Below are 21,467 nucleotides of genomic sequence, written 5' to 3'. Positions count from 1 at the left end.
CTCGCCGCCGGGGCGATCAGCGCGCCGCCACCTTCGCGGCGCTTCCCGATAGCATCATCTTGCCCGAATCGCCCACGACGAAATACGGCCCCCAATAGAATGGGTGCGAATATTGCGGCTGGGCGATCAGCGCGCGCTGCGCATCCTGCAGCGATCCGCCGATATCGCGCGCCCGCGCTGCGCCGTAGAAGGTGCGGATGAACTGATCGGTCTCCTCTTCGGCCGACACCTGCCAGAAGGTGGCGAGCACCGCGCGCGAATTGGCGGTGAGGAAGGCCCGGACCAATCCTTCGAGCGTCTGCCCCGCCTCTTCCTGGCCCGATCGCCGCGCCAGCGCCTCGTCGGTCACGCCGGATGCGGTGTCGCAGGCGGAGAGCACGACGAGATTGGCGTCGAGCCTGAGCTTGGCGATCTCGTCGAAGGAGAGCAGCCCGTCCGAATTCTCGTCGCCGAACGAGGTGACGAGCGCGGGCGGCGACTTGGCGCAGCCCCACACACCTTCCTCCAGGCCGTGGGTGGCGAAGTGCAGCACCTCGAACTGGTCGAGGTCGCCCCGCGCGCTCACCGCGGTGTCGGTGAAGGCGGCGCCGATCATCCCCGGCGCGCTCGGCACACCGAGCGCGGTCGAGGCGATCTCGATCTCCTTGCGCTGGATCGGCTCGAGCGATCGGGCGAGCGCGGTGAGCTCGGCCATCGGCACCGCGCAGCCGAAACCGACATTGACCGTCCGGTCGCCGGCGCCCGCCGGGACGGTATGCTCAGCGAAGCCAAGGAAGGGCTGGCTGGCCGATGAGGGCGGCAGCGCCCGCGCGACGAGGAAGGATCGAGGGCTGACCGCGGTCGAGATGGTCAGGCGGTTGGCGAGAAACTGGACGCCGGAGAAGTCGAAGGTCGACGGCCGGTTCTTGGTCCCCGCCAGATCGGTGACGAGCACCCCCGCCGGAATCCGCTCGAGCGGCCCGGCCGGGTCGATCACCAGCGCGCGGCTGGCGAGGATCGCCTGCGTCGCCGGCCCCGTGATCAGGCGGAACAGCGCATAGGCTTCTTCCGCCTTGTACGGCACCAGCACGCCCTCGCTCAGCCGCCCGTCGATCGACGCGCGCACCGTGCTCGCCAGCCGGTCGATATCGGCGATCGACAGCGCCAGCGGATAGATGAAGGTCTGGTCGCCCACCACCGCCAGGCCATAGGCGCGGCGGTTGAGCTCGGTCACCTTGAGGAACGCCTCGCCCGGCTTCAGCGCGGCGCGGATCTCGGCGAGCGTCGCCGGCGTGTCGTCGATCGTGCGGAACCGCCGGTCGGACGAGAGCTCGGCGTCGATCGCCAGCAGCCGCGCCTCCGCCGCCTGGCGCTGGCGCTCCAGCTCGGCGATCGGGACGGTGCCGTCGTTCGCCGCGATGTCGTAGCGCAGCCGCGTGATCTCGCGCTCCAGCTCGGCGCGGTCGCGCACCTTCACGCCGATCTCGGGATCGGCGGTGACGACGTTCTGCAACTGGCTCAGCTGGCGCGCGACGGCGGGCTCGCCCACCGCCTGCATCGCGCGGAAGAAGCGCTCATAGGTGTCCGGCCGCACGCCCCGCTCGGCCTCGGCGACGAGCAGGTCGAGATAGCCCTCGACACCCACCGGCAGGATGCCGCCGCCCGATTTGGAGGCGGCGATCAGCGCGTCGATCGCCGCGTCATATTCGGCGCGCGCGACGTCGGGCGACACGCCCGATTGCGCGACAATGCCGGCCCGTTCGAGCTGGGTTTCGGCCACCGCCGGCTCGTTGCCGGTTCCCGCGGTCGCGATCGCGCCGCGGCGCTGCTGGTCGAGTGCGCGGTCGAACGCGGCGATGGCATTGGGGTAGTCGCCGCGGCGCGCGGCCAACCGTCCCCGCTGGCGATCGATGCGCGCGCCAAGCCACAGCACCGGCACCTGATCGATCCGTTCATTGGTCAGCGGCGCATAGGCGGCCGACGCCGCCTCGATCGCGCTCAGCGATGCGGCTTCGTCGCCCAAGGCGAGCAGCGCGACCGAGCGCGCCCAATTGGCCTGCGCGTCGAGCACGAGCTGCGACAGCACCTGCGTATCGGGCACCGAAACCGAGTTCGCAGCGGCGTTGTCGCCCAGGTTCGGCTGGTTGAGCGCGCGGACCAGCGCCGGGTTCTGCAGGGGCTGGCCGCTCTCGACCGGCGCGCTCGCCAGCCGTTCGAGCGCGGTCAGCGCCTGGCGGAACTGGCGGCGGTTGAGCAGGTCGAGCGCGATATATGCGTCGCGCTTGCGCTGGAGGAACGGCGTGCGCGCATCGGCATTGGCGGCGATCACCTCGTCCGCGCGGGCGAAATGCTCCTGCGCCGCATCTTCGAAGCGGATGTTCGAATCGGCGAGGCCAGCCTCCAGCAGCAGCTCGGCGCGGATCGAGGCGGGGGCATCGGCGGGAAGGCGCGAAATCCCGTCGTTCAGCACGCGCGAGGCTTCGACGTGCAGCCCCTTGTGGTTGTAGCCGATGCCCTGCGCCAGCGCGATCGACGGATCGAAGCTGCCGCTGGTGTCGCCGCTCGCCACCACGCCGGCCGGCGGCGGCGCCAGCGCGGCGACCTGCACCGCCGCGGTGGTGTCGCGGCGCGGATCGGCGTTGGCCGCTTCCAGCCCGGCGACGATGCGCAGCGCCTCCTCGGTCGGCCCCAGGATCGATGGTGTCGCGGAGGCGAGATACAGCTGGCCGTCCCTGCTCAGCTCGATCGTGACCGATTCGGCGCCCAGCGCGGTATCGAAGCAGCGTCGCGCGGTCGCCGCGCCGAGGCGCGGCAGCGTCACCTCGGACGCCGCGCCGCAGCTCAGCGTCGCGTCGATCGGCCCGCGCGCCGCCGGGTCGACCACGCGGACGATCCCCAGCGCGCGGCTGGCGGCGACGTTGCGGCAGCTGATCGCATAGCTTTCGTCGAACATCCCCGGCACGGCGGGATCGCGCCAGTCGCGCGTCGCCTGGCACGGCTCGCCCGCGGCGTTGCGGCCGAGACTGAGGGTGTCGGACCGGGCGGCGATACCGCCGCCGGTCGTCGCGCAGCCGGCAAGACCGATGCCCAACCCTGCCAGGAGCGCGGTGGCGCTAATCCGATGCTTGATGGTCACTGCACGGTTTCCTCTTCGCTGGCCTTGCATTCGGGCGCTTCCGGATCCGCCTCGCACTCGTCGCCGGTCACCGGCGCGTCGATCGAGGAAACACCGGAGAACAGCGCCTCATTGTTGGTCCCAACCACCGGATCGAACGGCAGCGACAGGTCGTCCGCAGCGCGCAGCACGTCGAGCCGGCTCGAATCAAACACGTTGAGCGTCGGCTGCGAGACCACCGTAGTCAGGCAGCCCGCGCCCGATCCGATCAGGCAGCCGTTGATCCGCGCATTCTGCGGATCGACCGCGTTGACCACGATCACGCTCGGGCCGAGCAGCGACGTCGCCGACCCGTTCACCCCGTTGATCGATCCGAACATGGCGAAGCCGTCCGCGCCCGCGCTGTTGCTGCCGTCGATCGTGAGCGCCGGCGTCACCGGCGAGGCGGTGGTGCCGCCCAGCACTGCGCCGCCGGTCAGCCCGGCGACCTCGGTGTTCTGGAACAGCGCATATTCGCCGAACCGGACCGTCAGGCTGTTCGCCACCAGCGTGTCCTTTGCGGTGTAGAGCTGGCCCGAGATGGCGGCGTTGTAGAGCGTCGAATTGGGGTTGCTGATGAAGCGCGACGCGATCTCCCCCGCCGACAGCGGCGTGCCGCCGAGGATGGTGTCGACGAACTGCGTCTCCAGTCCCATGACGATGCGCTGGCCCGCCAGCTCGACATCGGACGTGTCGAACAGCAGCCGCCCGCCGGCATCCACCGTGCTGACGATGCGGATCTGGTCCGCCATCCCCGTCGCCGAGCCGTCGCCGCCGAAGCGGAACAGCCGGCCCGAGCCGCTGCCCGAGATCGTGCCGGTGATGTCGAGCCCGCCGGTGGTGAGCACCGCCAGGCTGTCGCGCCCGGCATCGGCGTCGAAGGCGAGATCGCCGATCTCGACCGCGCCGTCGCCGCCGTTGAACTCCGCCGTATCGGCCTCGACGAAGCCGATCTCGGCCTCGGACAGGGTGAAACCGCCCGCGTCGAGCCCGTCGCCCAGCCGCAGCACGATCGAGGCGGGGCTGCGGTTGACGAAGCGGACCGTGCCCGCGCGCTGGATGCCGGTGATCGCGGCGTCGCTTGCCGTCACGCTGATCGTCGAGCCGGCGCCGGCGAGGACCTGGCCGAGCGAGGCGGTGCCCACCGCATCGAAGGTCGCGTCGCCGCCCGCCTGGCCGCTGGCGAGCGTGATGCCTGCGCCGCTCGTCATGGCGATGGTCGTCCCCGCCTGGGTCGCGCCCGCGGTAATGTCGCCTGCGGTCACGGTGACCGCCCCGCCTGCCGTGGTCGTGCCGAGCGACGCCGCACCCGTCGTGTCGACGGTGGTGGCGCCGGTGGAAGTGAGCGTAGTGGTGGTCGCGCTGGCGCCCTGGATCGCGATGCTCGCGGCGGACAGCGAGCCGACGCCGACCGCGCCGCTCGCGTTGAGCGTGGCCGCGCCCGATGCCGTGCCGGTGCCCAGCGCGATCGCGCCGGCGGTGGCGTCGAGATCGATGATCCCGCCGCTCGCCGCGATGCTCGTCACGTCGATTGCATCGCCCGAGATCGTCACCCCGCCCGCGCCGTTGGCCGTACCGAGCAGAACGGTGTCGCCCGCCGTCACGGTCAACGCATTGCCCGCGCCTCCCGCGGCCAGGTCGCCGCGCGTGCCGGCCGCAGCGCCGGACACCTGCCCGGCGGCGGTCACCGCCAGGACGCCGTTGGTCGCGCTTACCTGCGCCAGCCGCGCATCGCGGCCGGCATCGATCGAAACCGCGCCGCCGGCGGTCAGCCCGGTCGAGACCAGCACGTCGCGCGCCGCGTCGAGCGTCGCCGTGGTGCCGGCCGTGCCGTTGACCGCAACATCGCCGGTCGTGCCCGTGACGGTGAGCGCGCCGCCGCTGGTCGCGGTGCCGATCGCCACCGATGCGCCGGTCGAGGCGATGCTCGATCCCTCGAGCGTGCCGATGGCGGTCGCGCTGCCGGAGGTCGTCACCGCAGCGCCCGTCGCGTCGATCGTGGCGGCGGTGAGCGCACCGCCCGCCCCCACCGTCGCCGCGCCGCCGCTGGTCAGCGTGGTGATCCCGACATCGCCGGTCGCATCGACCAGCGCGTTGCCCCCCGCTGCGCCCGTACCGAGGGTGAGGTTGCCGCCCGTTGCCGAAACGTCGAGCAGGCCCGCGGCCTCGGCCGTGGCGATGTCCACGCTCTGGCCGGTCACGGTGACCGCGCCGCCGGTGCTCTCGACCGCCGCGATCGTGACCGCCCCGGTCGCCGTCGCCGAAGCGTTGCCGGTGCTGGTGAGCGAAGTCGTGATCGTCAGCGGACCCGCTGCGTTCAACGTCGCCGTCGTGCCGGCCGTGCCGGTGCCGAGCGTGAGGCCGCCACCGGTCGACGTCAGGGACAGCGCACCTGTCGTACCCGCGGTGGTGACGTTCACCGATTGGCCCGTCACCGCCGCCGATCCCGCATCGATCTCCCCGATCGTCGCCGCGGCCGCGGCGTTGGCCGTCAGCGCGCCGGTGATGTCGAGCAGATCGGCGTCGAGCGCGCCGCCGGCGTCGATCGTCGCCGATCCCGCAGTGAGCGTGCCGATATCGATCGCGCCCGTCGCATCCACATCGGCCAGGCCGCCTGCGGTGCCGCCCAACGAGAGACTGCCGCCGGTCGCCGAAACATCGAGCAGCCCGTTCGCGCTCGCCGTGGTGATATCGGCGCTCGCAGCGGTGACGGTCACGTCGCCGCCGGTGCTTTCGATCTCCTCGATCGTCGCCGCGCCCGTCGCTGTTGCCGATGCATTACCGGCGCTGGTCAGCGAGGTCGTGATCGTCAGCGGACCCGCGGCGCTCAGCGTCGCCGTGCCGCCGGCGGTGCCCGTGCCGAGCGTGAGGCCGCCGCCGGTCGAGCTAAGCGCCAGCGCGCCTGTCGTCGCCGCGGTGGTGACGTTGACCGACTGGCCGGTCACCGCTGCCGATCCCGCGTCGATCGTGTCGATCGTCGCCGCGCCGCTTGCATTGGCGGTCAGCGAACCCGCGATGTCGAGCAGATCGGCGTCGAGCGCACCGCCCGCGTCGATCGCCGCCGAGCCGGCGGTCAGCGTGCCGATATCGATCGCGCCGGTTGCGTCGAGATCGGCCAATCCGCCGGCGGTTCCGTTGGTCAAGGACAGGTTGCCGCCGGTCGCCGAGACATCGAGCAACCCGGCAGCATTGGCCGCGGTGATGTCGGCGCTCGCCGCCGTCACCGTGACGTCGCCGCCGGTGCTGGTGATCGCCGCGATCGTGGCGTTGCCTACCGCGCTCGCGCTGGCGAGGCCGCCCGCCGTCAGCGATATCGTGATCGTCAGGTCGGCGGCCGAATTCAGCGTCGCGGTGGTTCCCGCGCTGCCGGTTCCCAGCGTGACGTTCCCGCTGGTCGAGGTGAGCGCGAGGCTGCCCGGCGTCGAGATGTCGGCGATGTCGATCACCGCCGAGGTGATGCTGATCCCGCCCGCGTTCAGGTTGGCGATGTCGGTCAACCCGCCCGCGTTGGTCGATACCGCACCCACGGCGGTGAGCGTCGTGCCCAGTATGTCACCGCCCGCGGTGAGCGACGCGCCCGCGCCGCTGTCGAGCGTGGTGAACAGGATGTCGCCCGACGCGCCCAGCGTCATCTGGTCGCCCGACGTGCCGGTGCCGATCGCGAGGTCGCCCGCGGTCGCGTCGAGATCGAGCGTGGCGCCGGCATCGATATCGGCCACGTCGATCGCGTTCGCGGTGATGTCGATCAGGCCGCCCCCGTTCACCGTCCCGAGTAGCGCGGTCCCGGCGATGTTGCCGGTGATGTCGCCGCCCACGGCGGTCGCGGACAGGTTGGCGCGGCCGCCGCCAAAGGCGGTGAGATCGCCGCTGGTCGTGGTGACGGCGATGTCGCCGCCGGTGGAAATGACCGGCGCAAGCGCCGCCGACGCGCCGGTGATCGCGATGTCGCCCGATGCGGTCAGCCCCGTCGAGACCGCCACAGCGCCGCTCGCGTTGATCGTCGCCGTCGCCGCGCTGCCGGTGCCGAGCGTCACGCCGCCGGCATTGCCGGTCAGCGACAGCGCGCCCCCAGCCGTCAGGTCGGTCGCGTCGATGCTGCCGGCGGTGACGCCGAAATCGGTCGCCGCGCTGCCCGTGCCGAGCATCGCCGCGCCGCCCGCGGTGACGCTCACCGCGCCGCCGGTCGAGCTGAGATCGGCGCGCGCGGCGCCGTCGCCCAGCAGGTCGCCGGCGGCGTTCACCGTCAGCAGACCGGTCGCCGTCGCCGTATCGACACGGACATCGCCCGCGCCGGTCGTCTGCAGCGTCACCGTGCCGCCGCTCGCCGTGCCGACCGAAAGGTCGCCCGCGTTGGCGCTGGCGTCGAGAGCGCCGGCTGAGGTCGCCAGGCTGTCGAAATCGACCGAGCCGCCATTCACCGTCAGGCCCGCATTGGCGTTGACGGAAGTGCCGGTGATCGCACCGGCCGAGGTGAACGACGCGGACGCCGCCTGCACGCTGTCGGCGAAGGCGATCGAGCCGCCATTCGCCGTGAAGGCTCCGCCGATGGTCGCCGGCCCGCCCACCGTCAGGGCGCCGCTGCCGGCGTTGAGCTCGGAGAAGCTGTCCGAATTGACCGATCCGGTGGTCACCGCGCCATTGCCGAAGATGCCCAGCTCGGCGCTGAAATCGAGATCGCCCGTCGTCACGCCGCCGCCGGTGACGAGCGCGTTGGGTAACCCGCCGCCGCCGATCGCCGACTGGAAGGTGCGGCCGGAAACGTCGCCGAACACCAGCACGGGCGCGGCGTCCACCGCTTCGACGCGGATCGCCGAGGTGCGGCCCGCGCCGCCCTGGATGACCGCGTCGCCGAACGCCAGGCTGGAGCCCGCGCCCAGCACGAGCGTCAGCAGCTCGCCCTCGCCGCCGCTGCTGTCGGAACGCAGCGTCAGCCCGGCCCCGCCGGTGAGCGCGCCGCCGGTCGCCTCGATCCGCACCGCGCCCGCCGCCTGCTGCAGCTCGGCGTCGCCGTCGACGCCCAGCGCCACGCTCGCGCCAGTCACATCATAGTCGCCCCCGGCGGTGATGTTGCCGGCGACGGTCGCCGCCAGCGCCGCGCTCACCCCGATATTGCCCGCCGCCGTGGCTGTGCCGAGTGTCGTGTTGCCGGCGGTCGAGGTCAGACTCACCGCGCCGCTGCCCGATGTGGCGTCGTCGACGGCCAGGTCGCCGAGCGCGGTCAGGGTCACCCCGGTCTCGCCGTCGACAGATCCGAGCGTCAGGCCGCTTGCCGTCGCGTTTAGCGTCAGCGAGCCGTTGATCGCGTTGAGCGTCGTCGCGTCGATCGAGGCGGCGGTGATGCCGATATTCTGGCTCGCGCTCACCGTGCCGAGCATCGCCGCGCCCGCCGCCGTCACGCTGACGCTGTCGCCCGTCGAGCTGAGATCGGCGCGCGCGCCGGTGTCGCCCAGCACACCGCCGACCGAGTTGACCGTCAGCAGCCCCGCCGCCGTCGCCGAATCGGTCAGCACATCGCCCGCGCCGCCGGTCGTCGCGAGCGTCGCCGCGCCTCCCGAGTTGACGGTTCCGATCGCGAGATCGCCCGCCGTGGCGGTGGCGGTGATTGGTCCCGCGGTCGCCGTCAGGCTGGCGATGTCGATTGATCCGGCGGAGAGAGAGGCCGAAGTGGCCGCCTGCATCGCGCCCGCCGTCAGCGCGCCGGAGAGATTGGCGGACAGGAAAGCGCCGGAATTGGCGGCGCCGTTCAGCGTCGCCGATCCGCCCAGCAGGTCGATGCCTCCGACCGCCGTCAGCGCTCCGGCGTTCGTGTCCGCGCTATCGAGCCGGATGAAGAAGCCCGAATCGATATCGCCCACGGTGATGGTGCCAGTGGTGCGCAGCACCACCTCGCCGCTGAAATCGAGGTCTCCCGTGACGAGCGTGCCGCCGCCGAGATTCAGCGAATTAGTGAAGGTCGTGACGCCATTGAACGATTGTAAGGTGCTGCCCGACACATCGCCGAAGGTGACCGACGGCGCCGCATCGACATAGTCGACGCGCACCAGCGAGGAGCGGTTGGCGCCGCCCTCAATGCTCGAAGCGGCGTCGAACGCGATGCCGGACCCCGCGCCCAGGATGAAGCGCACCGCCTCGCTGCCGGCATCGTCGCTGTTGCTGCGCAGCGTCAGGCCCTGCCCACCGGTGATGGCGCCGCCATTAGCGGTGACGGTTACGCCGCCGGCCGCCTGCTGCACCTCCGCATCGCCATCGACGCCGAGGTTCACGCTCGTCCCGATGACGCTGTAGCTCCCGCCCGCGGTCACATTGCCCGTCACGTTCGCGGCCAGCGCCGCATTCACCGTCACGTCGGTTCCGGCCGACGCGGTGCCGAGCGTCACGTTGCCCGCGGTCGAGGTCAGCGCGACCGCGCCCGCCGCCGATGTCGCGCCCGTGGCGCTCAGATCGTTGAGCGCGGTCAGGCTGACGCCCGCCTGGCCCGAAACATTGCCGACCGCCAGGCCGCTCGCCGTCGCGTCGAGCGTCAGCGAGCCGTTGGTCGCGGTGAAGCCGGCGCCGCTGATCGACCCGGCGGTGACCGCGATATTCTGGTTGGCGAGCAGCGTGCCCAGCGTCGCCGCGCCCGATGCGTTGACGGCGATGTCGTTGACCGTCGCCGTCAGATCGCCGGTCGTGACGTCGCCCGCGGAAGCGATGAGCGCGATCGCCGATGCGCTCAACGCGCCGCCGGTGAAGTCGCCCGCCGACAGCGTGACCGCCAGCGCACCGCCGGTCGTCACGTCGCCGACCGTGACATCCGCGTCATGCGTGATGGTCGCCGCGGCTGCACCGTGCCCCGGCAATATTTCCGCCAACACCTGCGCAGTGACGTCACCCAGCGTGATCGTCTGGCCGTCGTTCGCCCGCACGCCCACCACCGCGCCTGTCGCTTCCAGCGTAGCCGCGCCTGCCGCGATGCCGCCCGCGCCGTCCAGGATCAACCAGTTTCCGAAGGCGGTGTTGCCGCTGTTGCTGCGCAGCGTCAGCCCCGTCCCGCCCATCAGCGAGCCCACGGTTGAGGTAATGTCGACGATCCCCGCCGCCTGCTGCGTTTCCGTATTGCCGTCCACGCCCAGCGCGACATTGGCCGCCGAGACCCGATAGTCGCCGCCCGCGGTAACGTCGCCGCTGATCGTCGCCGTTCCCGTCGCTTGCGCGTCGATGCTCAGTCCCGCGCTCAGGGCGCCGACGTCGAGGTCGCCCGCGCCCGCGATGAGCGTCATCCCGCCCGAATTGGCGTTGATCGAGACCGCGTCGATCGATCCGGCGAACACCTGCACGCTGCCCGTCACATCGACCGTGTCGAGCGTCGCTGCGCCGCCGGTCAAGACCGTGAGGTTCCCCGTGCCGGTGGCGCCGCCGCCGAAGCCGATCGCGCCTGAGCCGGTGCTGGTCAGTGTCGCGCTGGCGCCCAGCGTCACCGCGTCTCCATAGCTCTGCCCGCCGGTGGTCGTCACCGCGCCGCCGTCGATCGCGGTGGTGCCGCCCGCATCGGTGGTGAGCGAGGCGAGCGCGGTCGTGCCGCCCACCGCACCGCCGAACCTCGTCGCGCCGGTGGTGTTGACCGTCAGCGCCTGCGCGCCGTCGACCGTGCCGTCCAGCTCGATGGAGCCGCCGCCGGTGCTGGCCAGCGTCGTCGCCGCGCCCAGCAGCACGGCGTCGTTGTAGCTCTGCGCGCCCGTGGTCGTGATCGCGCCGCCCAGCGTCGTCGTGCCGCCCGCATCGGTGGTGAGCGAGGCGAGCGCGCTGGTCCCGCCGACCGCGCCGCCGAAGCTCGTCGCGCCCGCGGTGTTGATCGTCAGCGCCTGCGCGCCGTTCACCGTGCCGCCGAAGCCGATCGCGCCGCCGCCGGTGCTGGCGAGCGTCGTGGATGCGCCCAGCGTCACCGCATCGCCGTAGCTCTGCGCGCCGCTGGTGGTGACCCCGCCGCCGTTGATCGCGGTCGAGCCCGTCGCGTCGGTGGTGAGCGAGGCGAGCGCCGTCGTGCCGCCGACGGCGCCGCTGAACGTCGTCGCGCCCGCGGCGTTGACCACGAGCGCCTGCGCGCCGTTGATGGTGCCGTTGAAGGTGGCGTCGGTCCCGGCGGTGATCGTCGTCGCTGCGCCAAGCGACAGCGGCCCGTCGATCGTCACCGATCCGTTCGCCGCGCTGATCGTGCCGCTGTCCGAATCGATCGTCCCGCCGCCGGTCGTGGCGAGCACGATGTTCTCGCTGGTCGACGTGACGGCGTCGAGCAGCGTGAGGCTGCCGCCGTTCTGCACGGTGATGCTGAGCGTGCCCGGCGCCGTGATCGCGCTGCCCAGCGTAAACCCGCCGCCGGTGTCGACGATGGTGAAGTCGCTGCCCGCACCGAGCAGGGTCGGATTGAGGCTCGCCGCGCCGATGAAGTCGAACGCGGTGACCGAGTAATCGCCGCCCACGGTGATGCCGCCGCTGGCGGAAACGTTGCTTGCTCCGGCGTCGAGCGTCACGTCGTTGGCCGCGGTCACGTCCGCGTTGAACGTGATCGCGCCCCCGCTCACATCCAGATTGTTGAGCGCGGTGCCCGACCCCACTGCCGCGTTGAACGTGCTGCCGGTGGCTGCGGCCACGGTCAGGTCCTCCCCCGCGACGCCGGCGTCGCCATCGACCGTGCCGTTGAAGATCACATTGCCGGAAGCGCTAACCGATGTCGCGGCGGACACCGTCACCGCGCCATTGACGACGACGCTGCCGTTCACGCCGTCGATGGTGTTGCCGTCGAATGCGATGGTGGCGCCGGTCAGTTCGACGCCCGTGTCTCCCGTCACGTCCCCGAAGCCGAGCGCGCCGCCGGCGGACAGGATCGCAATTCCGTTGCCGGCGACCGCGTTGCCGCCGATCGCGACGTCGCCGCCGCCATCCACGTCGACGAGGCCATCGGTCGCCGTGAGCGAGGCCAGGGTGACATTGCCGCCCGCCTGAACCCGGATGTCGTCGGCGGCAAGGAGCGCGCCGGTCGCGTCGACCGTGCCGGCCGCCGCGCTGATGTCGATGTCCTGGTTGACGCCCGTCACCGTCGCGTCGCCCAGCGACACATTGCCGGCATTGCTCGCCAGGACGAGCGAACTGACAAGGTCGACCGATCCCGCGGTCACGTCGCCGTCGCGCGTGATGCCATTGACGAAGGCGCCGGCGCCGAACGCGCCCAGCAGGCTGCTTGCGCTCACATCGCCCAGGGCCACCGCGTTGGAGGCGGCGCGCGAGCGAATCTGCACGCCGGACTGGCGGTTGTCGCCGCCGCGCAGGCTGCTGCCCGCGGCGAGCAATATGTCTCCACCGGTCGTGCCGCCCGTGGCAAGCGTCAGTGCCTCGCCGCCCACGCCGTCCGCGTTGGCGAGGATGTCGAGCGTCGCGTCCGATCCGATATTGCCGTTGTCGGTGCGGATATCCACCGCCCCTTCCGCCGTCCAGCCGCCCGACAGGTTCACATCGGCGCTGCCCACGAGCAGGATGCCGCTGCCCGCGCCGTTCACGTCGAATGTGCCGCCCACGGTCGCTTCGACGGTGCCGCCGGTATTGGTCGGCCCCTTGGTCACCGGCCCGGCATTGTTGCCGGCCATCAGCACGATGCCGTTCGGTGTCGCGGCGGCGGTGTTCGCCGTCACCGATCCCGAGACGTTGAGCAGCACGTCGGTCATGTCCGCGGCGGCGACGGCGAGATAGACATGGCGGCCGGCGATGTCGCCGCTCACCGTCTGGGCGGCGCCGACCGTGGTGCCCGCCTCGATCGTCACCTGGAGCGGGCTGCCGATGGCGAGCCCGTAGTTCAGCGTGACGTCGCTCGCGGAGATCAGCGCCACGTCCCGGAATACCGGCGCCGCGCCGCCCGGCCCGTCCGGATCGAACGCCGTGTTCAGCGTGCCGTCCATGATGATCTGCGGGGCGACGAGCACCAGGCCGCGATTCCCGGCCTTGGTGGTGATCGTCGCACCATTGGCGACCTCGATGGCGGCGCCGGCCACCGTCGCCGGATCGAGATCATAGACGCCCGTTGCGGCGCCCGCGACGAAGTCCGCCGCGTCGATGTCGAGCGCCGTCACCACCAGCGAGCCGACATTGATGTTGGCTCCCGAAGAGAACATCACGCCGTTGGGGTTGTAGATCCAGACCGCGACATTGTCCGCCGACAGGAGATTTCCGGCGATGCTGGATTGCCCGCCCGCCGTGACGCGGTTCAGGACCGCCGCCGATGTCCCGATGCTCGAATCGAAATTGACCGTGCCGTCCGCGGAGATGTCGAAGTTCGTCCAGTCGATCACCGAACCGACATTTGCGCCCAGATCGATCTCCAGGTTGGTCGGCGTCCCGTCGGCGTTGCCGGCTCCGCCGCCATTGAAGGTGATGCCCACGCCCGAGACGACGGTGGCGCCGCTCGGCGTATCCTGCGCCTGCGCGGCCGCGCTGAAACCCATCAGGCTTCCCGCAAGCGCGGTGGTCAGGACCAGCTTCGAGCGGAGCGGCGAGCGGCGGATCATCGAAGTCATCACTTTACTCTCCCCGGGGCGCGTCAGCGCGCGCCCGCCCTGAATTGCAGCGTCAGCGACACCAGCACCCGGTCGGTCGGCGGCGCGGCGTCGATCGTCAGCGCCTTGTCCTCGGGCTTGGCGTAGGTCACCTCGAGGAGCATGCGATTGGGCAGCGTCACGCGCACGCCGCCGCCCCACGAACCGAAGTCGCGATCGACCTCGGTTGAACCCGGATCGAGATTGGTCAGCCAGACCTTGTCGTAGAAACCGAAGGCCTGAACGCCGAAATCCTCGCCGACCGGGATGTTCGCCCGCACCTCTCCCCGCACGCCGACCGCACGGTCGCCGCTGTTGGCGCCCGGATCATAGCCGCGGCCGATGGTCAGGTTGCCGAGGCTGAATTCCTCGTAGTTGAGCAGGGGATCGTCGGTCCATTGCGCCCGCGCCGAGCCGGCAAGGCTGAAGATCGGGCCGACGCCGATCACCGCATCGGCATCCGCGCGCACCACGAACGCCTCCGAATTGCCGGCGATGCGGCTGGCCTGGAAGCTGCCCTGTGGCGTGGCGTCGAAGATGTCGAAGCCCTTCCTGAGCTCGACCCCGCCCTCGATCGAGAAGCTCACCCCGGTCTGCGCCGGCGGCGTGCGGTAGTCGCCGTCGAGCCTCAGATAGCCGATGCGCAGCTTGTCGAGGTTGAGCAGCGTGCCCGAGCCGCCGCTGAACACGCGCGTGTCCTGATCGACATAGTCGAACCCGCCCGAGAGCGCGACGTTGGTGGTCAGCGACCGCACCAGCGGATGGCGCAGGTCGACGCCGGCGATCAGCGTGTTGGTGCGCAGATCGAGCACGTCGAGATCGGGCCGCGACCAGGCGTAGGTGAACCGGCCGCCCAGCGTCGTGCCCGACGAATTCAGCCCGAAGATATGGCCGATCTGCGCGATCTTCTGCTCTTCGAAATCGACCGTCGATTGCGCGCCGACATAGGTGACGTCGGACAGGCCGGTCAGCCCGTAGGCCTCGGCGCGCAGATAGACGGTCTCGCGCCCCAGCTGGCGCGAGTTGTAGTTCTGCGCGTTCGCCAGGATGGCGAAGGGGCGATAGGTGATGTTGAGATCGCCGATCACGTCGCCCGGCGCGGTGCCGGCGGGTCGCAGCGCCAGCTGCACGTCGAGCCCCGGAATGTCGCCCGCCAGCAGCAGCGCGCGCTCGGCGTCCTTCTCGTTGAGCGGATCGAGGCTCTTGAGCTGCTCGACCCGCGCCGCGAGCGTGTCGGCATAGGGCCCCGGCGTGCCGCGCACGCGCACTTCGGTCAGCCGCGCGGTGATCACATGGAGCTGCAGCGTGCCGGTGTCGATATTCTGCGGCGGGATCTGGACCGAGGCGATATAGCCCGAGCGCGCCAGGGCGGCGTTGGCCGCGTCGCGGATATCGCAGACCACCTTCAGCGGCTGTGCGCCCGTCGCATGGTCGACGCCCGACAGCGCCTCGGCGATCTCCGGCTGGACCGGGCTCCCGTCGGGCCGGGCGTAGGTGACCGCCGAAAGGTTGAGCGTCAGCTCCGATCCCTCGAACGGGCAGGTCGATCGCACCACGGCCTCGCGCGAATCGACCGAGACGTTGGGCGCCGCGGTCTCCTCGGGCGCGGGCGGCGTCACCTCCTCGCGTGAGGGAATGCCCTGGGTCGGCGGCGGCGTTTGCGCTGAAGCCGGTGCGGCGAAAACACTGGCCACGAACGCGGCAAAACCCGAACCGCAGACGAATTGGGTCCGCGCGTTGGCGATACGACGCATCAATTGTCCCCCCGGACGCGAAGACCGGTTGGTCCTTACGCCACAATCACGCCGATCGTTGCCGGCCTCGGTCAGGCTGTTGCCCTGATGCGTCCCGTGGCGAGTCGGCTCGCCCTCGCGAGGAAGACTAGCGCCGCCGCTCGCGCCAAGTCAACGATTTGGCACGACTTAAGTATAGGCGAATAACGACTTCGCCGGATCGGAGTGCGGCGGATGGGTGGTGCCCCGGGAGAGACTCGAACTCCCGACCTGCGGTTTAGGAAACCGTTGCTCTGTCCTGCTGAGCTACCGGGGCACTGAGGCGGGCGTTACCGGGGCGGCGCGCGCGAATCAATTGCGCTCGTCGGGCGGCACCACCGGCAGCGGCAGCGGCGCGACGGGAACGCCGTCGGCGACCAGCGCCTTGGCCTCTTCGGGCGTGGCCTGGCCGTGGATGCGAGCGTGCGGCGCCTCGCCGTCGTGCATCGCCCGCGCCTTGGCCGCGAAATCCTTTCCGACCCACTGCGAATCCTCGAGCGCCCGCGCCTGCGCCTTGGCGAGCGCGCGCAGCGCCGTCTTGGGATCGGGCGTCTCGCCCGTGCCCGACAGCCGCGCCGCGGTCACCGCCTTCTCCACCCCGCTGTCGCCGCACACCGGGCATTCCACCAGCTTGCGCGCGCGCTGATCCTCGAACGCGTCGGAAGAGGCGAACCACGCCTCGAACACATGGCCCGTGCCGCAGCGCAGGTCGAACGCGATCATGCGGCCACCTCGACCGGCGGGATCGCACGGCGGTGCGCGCGCACCGGCACGCGGCTCCGGGCCTCGGCGATACGCGCCGGGTCGATCTCGGCAAAGCCCAGCCCGGCGCCCTCGCCCATGTCGAGCAGCAGTTCGCCCCAGGGATCGACGCACAGCGAATGGCCCCAGGTCGCGCGGCCGTCCTCATGCTCGCCGCTCTGCGCCGCGGCGATGACGAAGGCGTGGTTCTCGATCGCCCGCGCGCGCAGCAACACCTCCCAATGCGCCGCGCCCGTCGGGCGGGTGAAGGCGGCGGGAACCGCCAGAACGTCCGCCCCCGCATCGGTCAGCGCCGAAAAGAGCGACGCGAAGCGCAGATCGTAGCAGATCGAAAGTCCCACCCGGCCCACCGGCGTATCGACCGCCGCCGCGCGCTCGCCCGCGCGATAGGCGCTCGATTCGCGCCAGCTCTCCCCGCCCGGCAGATCGACGTCGAACATGTGCAATTTGTCGTAGCGCGCGCGGATATCGCCGCTGCCGTCAATGACGAAGCCGCGATTGGCGAGCGCGCCGTCGGGCCGCCGCAGCGCGAGCGATCCCAGATGCACCCAGACGTCCGCCTTCGCCGCCGCCTCGCGCACCGCCGCGAGCACACGATCCTCGCCCTCGGTCACGATATTGGCGGCGGCGCGCGCACGATTGCGATCGAGCAGCCCGGACATTTCCGGCGTGAACAGCATCGCCGCGCCGCCCGCCCGCGCCGCCTCGATCGCCTCGGTCAAGGTCGCGGCGTTGGCGGCGGGGTCGGTGCCGCTGGTCATCTGGAGAATGGCGGCGCGGGTCATGCGGCGAGCAGCGAATCCAGCCTGCCCTCACGGTCCAGCGCGGCGAGGTCGTCGGACCCGCCGATATGCGCGCCATCGATGAAGATCTGCGGCACGGTGGTGCGGCCTTCGGCGCGCTGGATCATCTCGGCGCGCTTCGGCCCGCCCAGGGTGATGTCGAACTCGGCATAATCGACGCCCTTGCCGTCGAGCAGCCGCTTGGCGCGCGCGCAATAGGCACAGAACGCCTTGGTATAGATTTCCACCGTCGCCATTGCCGTCTCCGAACGCTGCCACATCCTCATGTCGTCAATCGTCGCCACTGTGCAAGACCCGCGCCCAGGCGAGCACGATCACGCGCTTTGCGCCGGCGCGCTTCAGCGCCCGTGTGCAGGCATCGGCGGTGGCGCCAGAGGTATGAACGTCGTCGACCAGCAATATGGTCCGCCCCTTGATCTGCGCCGCCGGATTCACCCGGATCGCGCCCCTCAGCGCCTTGGCGCGCGCATCGCGGCCAAGCCCGCCGAGCATCGGCGTGCGCTTGACGCGGCGCAGCGCGTCGACGGCCACCTCCAGCCGTTGCATCCTGCCGATCGCCCGCGCGATCAGCGCCGCCTGGTTGAACCCCCGCCCCCAGATGCGCCAGCGGTGAAGCGGCACCGGCACCAGCAGGGCGTCCGGAACGTCGGCGTGGCGCTGCATCAGCCGCGCGACCAGCACCGCGATGCCCGTCCGCCCGCCATGTTTCAGCCGCACCGCAAGACCGCGGGCGACCTCGCCATAGGCGACCGCGGCGCGCACCCCGTCGTGCCGCGGCGGCTGCTCCATGCAACGCGCGCAGAGCGCGTCTTCGCCGCGATCCTGGTCGAACGGCGCATGGCAGGCGGCGCACCAGGGCGGTCCGAGAAAGCGCAGGCTGCTCCAGCATTCGCCACACAGGCTATGGTCGCTCGCGACGATCGCTCCGCATGCGGGGCAGCGCGGCGGCAGCGCACTGTCGAGCGCGAGGCGAAGCGGTGCGGCGAAACGAAACATCGCCGCCTTGTCCGACGGCGCGCGCATCGGCACAAGCGCCCGCGTGACGCCGCCCGAGATATTCGACCGCACCGCCCGCCGCCTGCGCCGCGACCGCATGGCGCCGGCATGGCGCGACCATGCCTTTCTGCGCGACTGGATGCTGGAAGGGCTGGCGGATCGCCTCTCCCTCGTGAAGCGCGAATTCCGCCACGTTCTGAACCTCGGCTGCTTCGACGGCGCGCCGATCGCCGGCCTTCCGGCCGATGCGAAGGTCGCGGGGCTCGATCCCGGCTTCGCCTTCGCGCGCGCCGCCGGCGGCGTGCAGGGCGACGAGGATCGGCTCCCCTTCGCCGACGGCAGCTTCGATCTGGTCGTCTCCGCGGGCGTGCTCGACCAGGTGAGCGATCTTCCCGGCGCGCTCGCCCTCGCCCGGCGCGCTCTGAAGCCCGACGGCCTGTTCCTCGCCGCCTTTCTCGGCGCCGGTTCGCTCCCCGCGCTGCGCGCCGCGATGCGCGCCGGCGATGGAGAAAGAGCCGCGGCGCGCCTCCATCCCCAGGTCGATGTGCGCAGCGCCGGCGATCTCCTCGTCCGCGCCGGCTTCGCCCTGCCCGTCGCCGATGTCGAGACGATCGAGGTCCGCTACGCGTCATTGTTCGGCCTGGTCCGCGATCTCAGGGGCATGGCCGGGACCAGCATGCTGCACGATCGCGCGCCGCTCACCCGCACCATCATCGCCCGCGCCGCCGCTGCCTTTGCCGACCTCGCCGAGCCGGACGGCAAGGTCCGCGAGCGCTTCAATGCGATCGTCCTCACCGCCTGGTCCCCAGCTCCTTCGCAGCCCAGACCGGCGAGACGCGGCAGCGGCGTCAGCCTTGCGGAGGCGCTCAAGCCGAAGAGCTAGACGAGCGCCTCGATCAGTCCGATCAGCGGGCGGTCGGCCGGCGGCATCGGCAGCGCATGCAGCTCGACCGGGCGGACCCATTTGAGCGCCGCCGCCTCCAGGGCTCGCGGCGTGCCGCGCCACTTTCGGCAGATATAGAGCAGCAGCAGCAGGTGCCGATCGCCCAGCGCCTCGCTGGCGAACGCCGCAGGGGCCAGGCACGCAGCGTCGGTGGCGATGCCCAGCTCCTCTTCCAGCTCGCGGATCAGACAGGATTCGGGCGTTTCGTCCGGCTCGAGCTTGCCGCCGGGAAACTCCCACAGCCCCGCCATCGATTTGCCCTCGGGCCGCTGCTGCACCAGCAGCCGGCCGTCGCGGTCGATCAGCGCCGCCGCCGTAACGATCAGCGGAGCGCCGTTCATCTTCGTCACCTGTTAACCTCCCCGGCGTTACCCTGTGGGGCTATTGGTGCAAGTGGGGGCGATAGGCGAGCGATGATTGGGGGGCTGCGCAGACTGGTCGGTAATCGCCGCGCGGCGACGGCCGTCGAATACGGCCTGATCCTGTCGCTGATCGTGCTGACCATCATGGGCGCGCTGCAGATCCTGGCCGGGGAGACCACCGGCATGTGGAACAATGTTTCCGAAAAGGTGCAAACCTCGCGCTGATCGCCGCCTGGCCGCCGCCGCATCAGTTTAAGTCTTTGGCAACTTCTTCGTCTTAATCCTGAGGGCGTCAGTCCGGTCTTCGCCCGGCCTGACCGGGAAGTTGAAGCTTGAGACACATCAGGAGACCAGTGATGAAGACCATTCGCAAGATGTTCGCCGACAAGAAGGGCGCGACCGCCATCGAGTACGGCCTGATCGCCGCTCTGATCGCCGTTGCCGCGATTGCCGCGATGCAGGGCCTGGGCAACCAGCTGAAGACCACCTTCTCCAACGTTTCGACCAACATGAAGGCTTCGTAAGCTTTCACGTCGATACGCTGAAACGGGGCGGCGGACTTTCGGGTCCGCCGCCCTTTTCGTTTGCGCGTCAGTAGACCACCAGCTTCACCCGCTGCCCGGCGCGCAGCGGCTCGCTCTGGCCCAGCCCGTTAAGCACGAGGAAGCGCTCCAGCTGTTGATCGGCATAGGCCATGCGTCGCGACAGGCTCTGCGCCGTATCGCCCGCGCGCACCGTCACCACGTCGATCCGTCGCGCGCGAATCTGGCCCGCTTCGGCCGTGGAAAGGCGCCGAACGCTCTGGAACATGCCGTTGAAGACGCCCGCCTGGCCGGTGGGGGTGATCGCGACGAAATGATAGGCTTGGCTTGACGAGAATTGATAGGCGAAGACGGTCACATCGACCTGGCCCGACTGGGTGCTCGCCCGCACCGTCGTATAGGCGGCCGGAATGCCGTTGACCGTGGTGGTGCGGACCTCATTCTGCGGCAGGCTCCCGCCCTCCCCCGCCAATGAGCGCAGCACGCCGCCGACATAGCTCGACAGATTGCCCGAATAGCGCGCGGTGGTGAACTGCGCCTGCCCGCCCTGCCCGCTGACGGTGACCGCAGTCGCGCCGTTGCTCAGGCCGAAGCCCTGCGGCGCGCTGAACTGCAGCCGCAGGTCGGGATGGCGGAAGGTGCGGCCGTCGACCACGCCTTGCCTGGGATCGTCGCCATAGAGCATGCCGTCGATCGCGGTCAGGAACGCGTCCGCGTTGCGCGTTCCGCCCGCCACGCCCGACGCTCGCGCGGTCTGCAGCGCGCGCTGGACGCGGCTGGCGGGATCGGGATGGGTGCTCGCCCATTCGGGCACCGAGCGCGCCGCGCCGCTGACGCGGGCATCGAGCGCGTTCTGCGCCGCAAGGCTCGCCAGCACCGTCGACATCGCGGTCGGATCGTAGCCCGCCTGCGTGAGGTAGCGGATCCCGAGATCGTCCGCCTGCAGCTCCTGCGAACGGGAGAAGCGAAGCGTCAGCAGCTGCGCGCCCTGGCCAATGCCCTTGGCGATCGTCTGTCCCAAACCTGAATCGCCGGCGACCGCGCCGACGATCAGCTGCCCGAGCGCGCCCAGCAGCGAATTCTGCGTGGCCGCGGATTGCCGCGCCGCCGAATGGCGCGCGGCGACATGGCCGACCTCGTGCCCCAGCACGCCCGCCAGCTCCGCCTCGTCGTTCATCAGCGCGGTCAGCTGGCGCGTCACGTAGACATAGCCACCGGGGATCGCGAAGGCGTTGTTCACCGGCGAGTTCAGCAGCGAGATGGTGAAGGCGCTCTGCGTGTTCGAAAGGCCGGATTGCACCGCGATCCGCCGCCCCACGCTCGTCACATAGGCCGCCTGCGGGCCCTGATAGAGCCCGCCGAACTCGGCGAGCAGCTGCGGATGCGCCTGCGCGCCCTGCTGCCGGTCGGATTGCGTGATCGGCTGCGCGGTGCCGCCAGACGCTGGTCCGCCCAGTCCGCCGAGCCCCGCCGCGCAGCCGGCCAGCGCCGTCGCCGCGAACAGCGCGGCCATCATCCTTCGAGTCATCGCAAATCCCCTCTTGGATCGTTTCGATTGCGTTATCGAATCAATCGCATGAGAGGCGCAGAGGTTC

Annotated in this window: 12 protein-coding genes and 1 tRNA gene; 3 read left to right on the top strand and 10 right to left on the bottom strand. The window is 70.8% G+C overall.

The annotated features are described in order from the left end of the window. Positions 1-16 precede the first annotated feature (16 nt). The 8 genes from D1610_RS12780 to D1610_RS12745 form a co-directional block, all read right to left on the bottom strand. Positions 17-3,115, bottom strand: coding sequence for a CHAT domain-containing protein (locus D1610_RS12780; protein WP_147414335.1), 3,099 nt, complete (start codon positions 3,113-3,115; stop codon positions 17-19). Beyond that, positions 3,112-13,674: a filamentous hemagglutinin N-terminal domain-containing protein gene (locus D1610_RS12775; RefSeq protein ID WP_118864579.1), complete on the bottom strand. Its 10,563-nt coding sequence runs from the start codon at positions 13,672-13,674 to the stop codon at positions 3,112-3,114. Before D1610_RS12775 ends, D1610_RS12780 begins: the two co-directional genes overlap by 4 nt. A gap of 23 nt (positions 13,675-13,697) precedes the next feature. After that, entirely contained in the window at positions 13,698-15,386 is a 1,689-nt protein-coding gene (locus D1610_RS12770) for a ShlB/FhaC/HecB family hemolysin secretion/activation protein (RefSeq protein ID WP_222927009.1), read from the bottom strand. A gap of 278 nt (positions 15,387-15,664) precedes the next feature. Then, a tRNA-Arg gene (locus D1610_RS12765) sits at positions 15,665-15,741 on the bottom strand. Between the two features lie 35 nt (positions 15,742-15,776). Next, entirely contained in the window at positions 15,777-16,187 is a 411-nt protein-coding gene (locus D1610_RS12760; RefSeq protein WP_118864577.1) for a DUF1178 family protein, read from the bottom strand. Beyond that, positions 16,184-17,011, bottom strand: a complete 828-nt coding sequence (locus tag D1610_RS12755; protein ID WP_118864576.1) for a carbon-nitrogen hydrolase family protein — start codon at positions 17,009-17,011, stop codon at positions 16,184-16,186. The genes D1610_RS12760 and D1610_RS12755 overlap by 4 nt, the downstream gene beginning before the upstream one ends. Then, positions 17,008-17,265, bottom strand: a complete 258-nt coding sequence (grxC, locus tag D1610_RS12750) for a glutaredoxin 3 (protein ID WP_118864575.1) — start codon at positions 17,263-17,265, stop codon at positions 17,008-17,010. The genes D1610_RS12755 and grxC overlap by 4 nt, the downstream gene beginning before the upstream one ends. A 34-nt stretch (positions 17,266-17,299) precedes the next feature. Next, positions 17,300-18,097, bottom strand: a complete 798-nt coding sequence (locus D1610_RS12745) for a ComF family protein (RefSeq protein ID WP_342768348.1) — start codon at positions 18,095-18,097, stop codon at positions 17,300-17,302. Here D1610_RS12745 and D1610_RS12740 point away from each other — a divergent pair. Then, a complete protein-coding gene (locus D1610_RS12740; RefSeq protein ID WP_245942219.1) occupies positions 18,069-18,908 on the top strand; it encodes a methyltransferase domain-containing protein in 840 nt (279 codons plus the stop codon). The two genes, D1610_RS12745 and D1610_RS12740, sit on opposite strands and share 29 nt — an antisense overlap. On the opposite strand, the gene D1610_RS12735 is transcribed toward D1610_RS12740, so the two are convergent. Further along, positions 18,905-19,309 (bottom strand): (deoxy)nucleoside triphosphate pyrophosphohydrolase, encoded by a 405-nt coding sequence (locus tag D1610_RS12735; protein WP_118864672.1) that lies wholly within the window; start codon positions 19,307-19,309, stop codon positions 18,905-18,907. The two genes, D1610_RS12740 and D1610_RS12735, sit on opposite strands and share 4 nt — an antisense overlap. Positions 19,310-19,381: 72 nt before the next feature. Between D1610_RS12735 and D1610_RS12730 the strand changes: the two genes are divergently transcribed. Both D1610_RS12730 and D1610_RS12725 read left to right on the top strand, forming a co-directional pair. Continuing rightward, a complete protein-coding gene (locus D1610_RS12730; RefSeq protein ID WP_118864574.1) occupies positions 19,382-19,555 on the top strand; it encodes a Flp family type IVb pilin in 174 nt (57 codons plus the stop codon). A gap of 131 nt (positions 19,556-19,686) precedes the next feature. Then, positions 19,687-19,854 carry a Flp family type IVb pilin gene (locus tag D1610_RS12725; protein WP_118864573.1) on the top strand — a complete coding sequence of 56 codons (168 nt, stop codon included), beginning with the start codon at positions 19,687-19,689 and terminating at the stop codon, positions 19,852-19,854. Between the two features lie 67 nt (positions 19,855-19,921). Here the strand turns inward: D1610_RS12725 and D1610_RS12720 are convergent, their stop codons facing one another. After that, complete coding sequence (locus tag D1610_RS12720; protein ID WP_484378252.1) at positions 19,922-21,388, bottom strand: M48 family metalloprotease; 1,467 nt, start codon at positions 21,386-21,388, stop codon at positions 19,922-19,924. Between the last annotated feature and the right edge of the window lie 79 nt (positions 21,389-21,467).

Source organism: Sphingomonas gilva, assembly GCF_003515075.1.
In the GTDB taxonomy this organism is placed as follows: domain Bacteria; phylum Pseudomonadota; class Alphaproteobacteria; order Sphingomonadales; family Sphingomonadaceae; genus Sphingomonas; species Sphingomonas gilva.
The sequence above is the reverse complement of the archived record's forward strand: the minus strand, read 5'-3'. Positions and strand labels throughout refer to the sequence as shown.

Coding starts and splice junctions, on each gene's coding strand:
- grxC (WP_118864575.1), bottom strand. CDS start 17,265: ATGGCGACGGTGGAAATCTATACCAAGGCGTTCTGTGCCTATTGCGCG.
- D1610_RS12775 (WP_118864579.1), bottom strand. CDS start 13,674: ATGACTTCGATGATCCGCCGCTCGCCGCTCCGCTCGAAGCTGGTCCTG.
- D1610_RS12725 (WP_118864573.1), top strand. CDS start 19,687: ATGAAGACCATTCGCAAGATGTTCGCCGACAAGAAGGGCGCGACCGCC.
- D1610_RS12720 (WP_484378252.1), bottom strand. CDS start 21,388: ATGATGGCCGCGCTGTTCGCGGCGACGGCGCTGGCCGGCTGCGCGGCG.
- D1610_RS12755 (WP_118864576.1), bottom strand. CDS start 17,011: ATGACCCGCGCCGCCATTCTCCAGATGACCAGCGGCACCGACCCCGCC.
- D1610_RS12735 (WP_118864672.1), bottom strand. CDS start 19,309: ATGAACGGCGCTCCGCTGATCGTTACGGCGGCGGCGCTGATCGACCGC.
- D1610_RS12760 (WP_118864577.1), bottom strand. CDS start 16,187: ATGATCGCGTTCGACCTGCGCTGCGGCACGGGCCATGTGTTCGAGGCG.
- D1610_RS12730 (WP_118864574.1), top strand. CDS start 19,382: ATGATTGGGGGGCTGCGCAGACTGGTCGGTAATCGCCGCGCGGCGACG.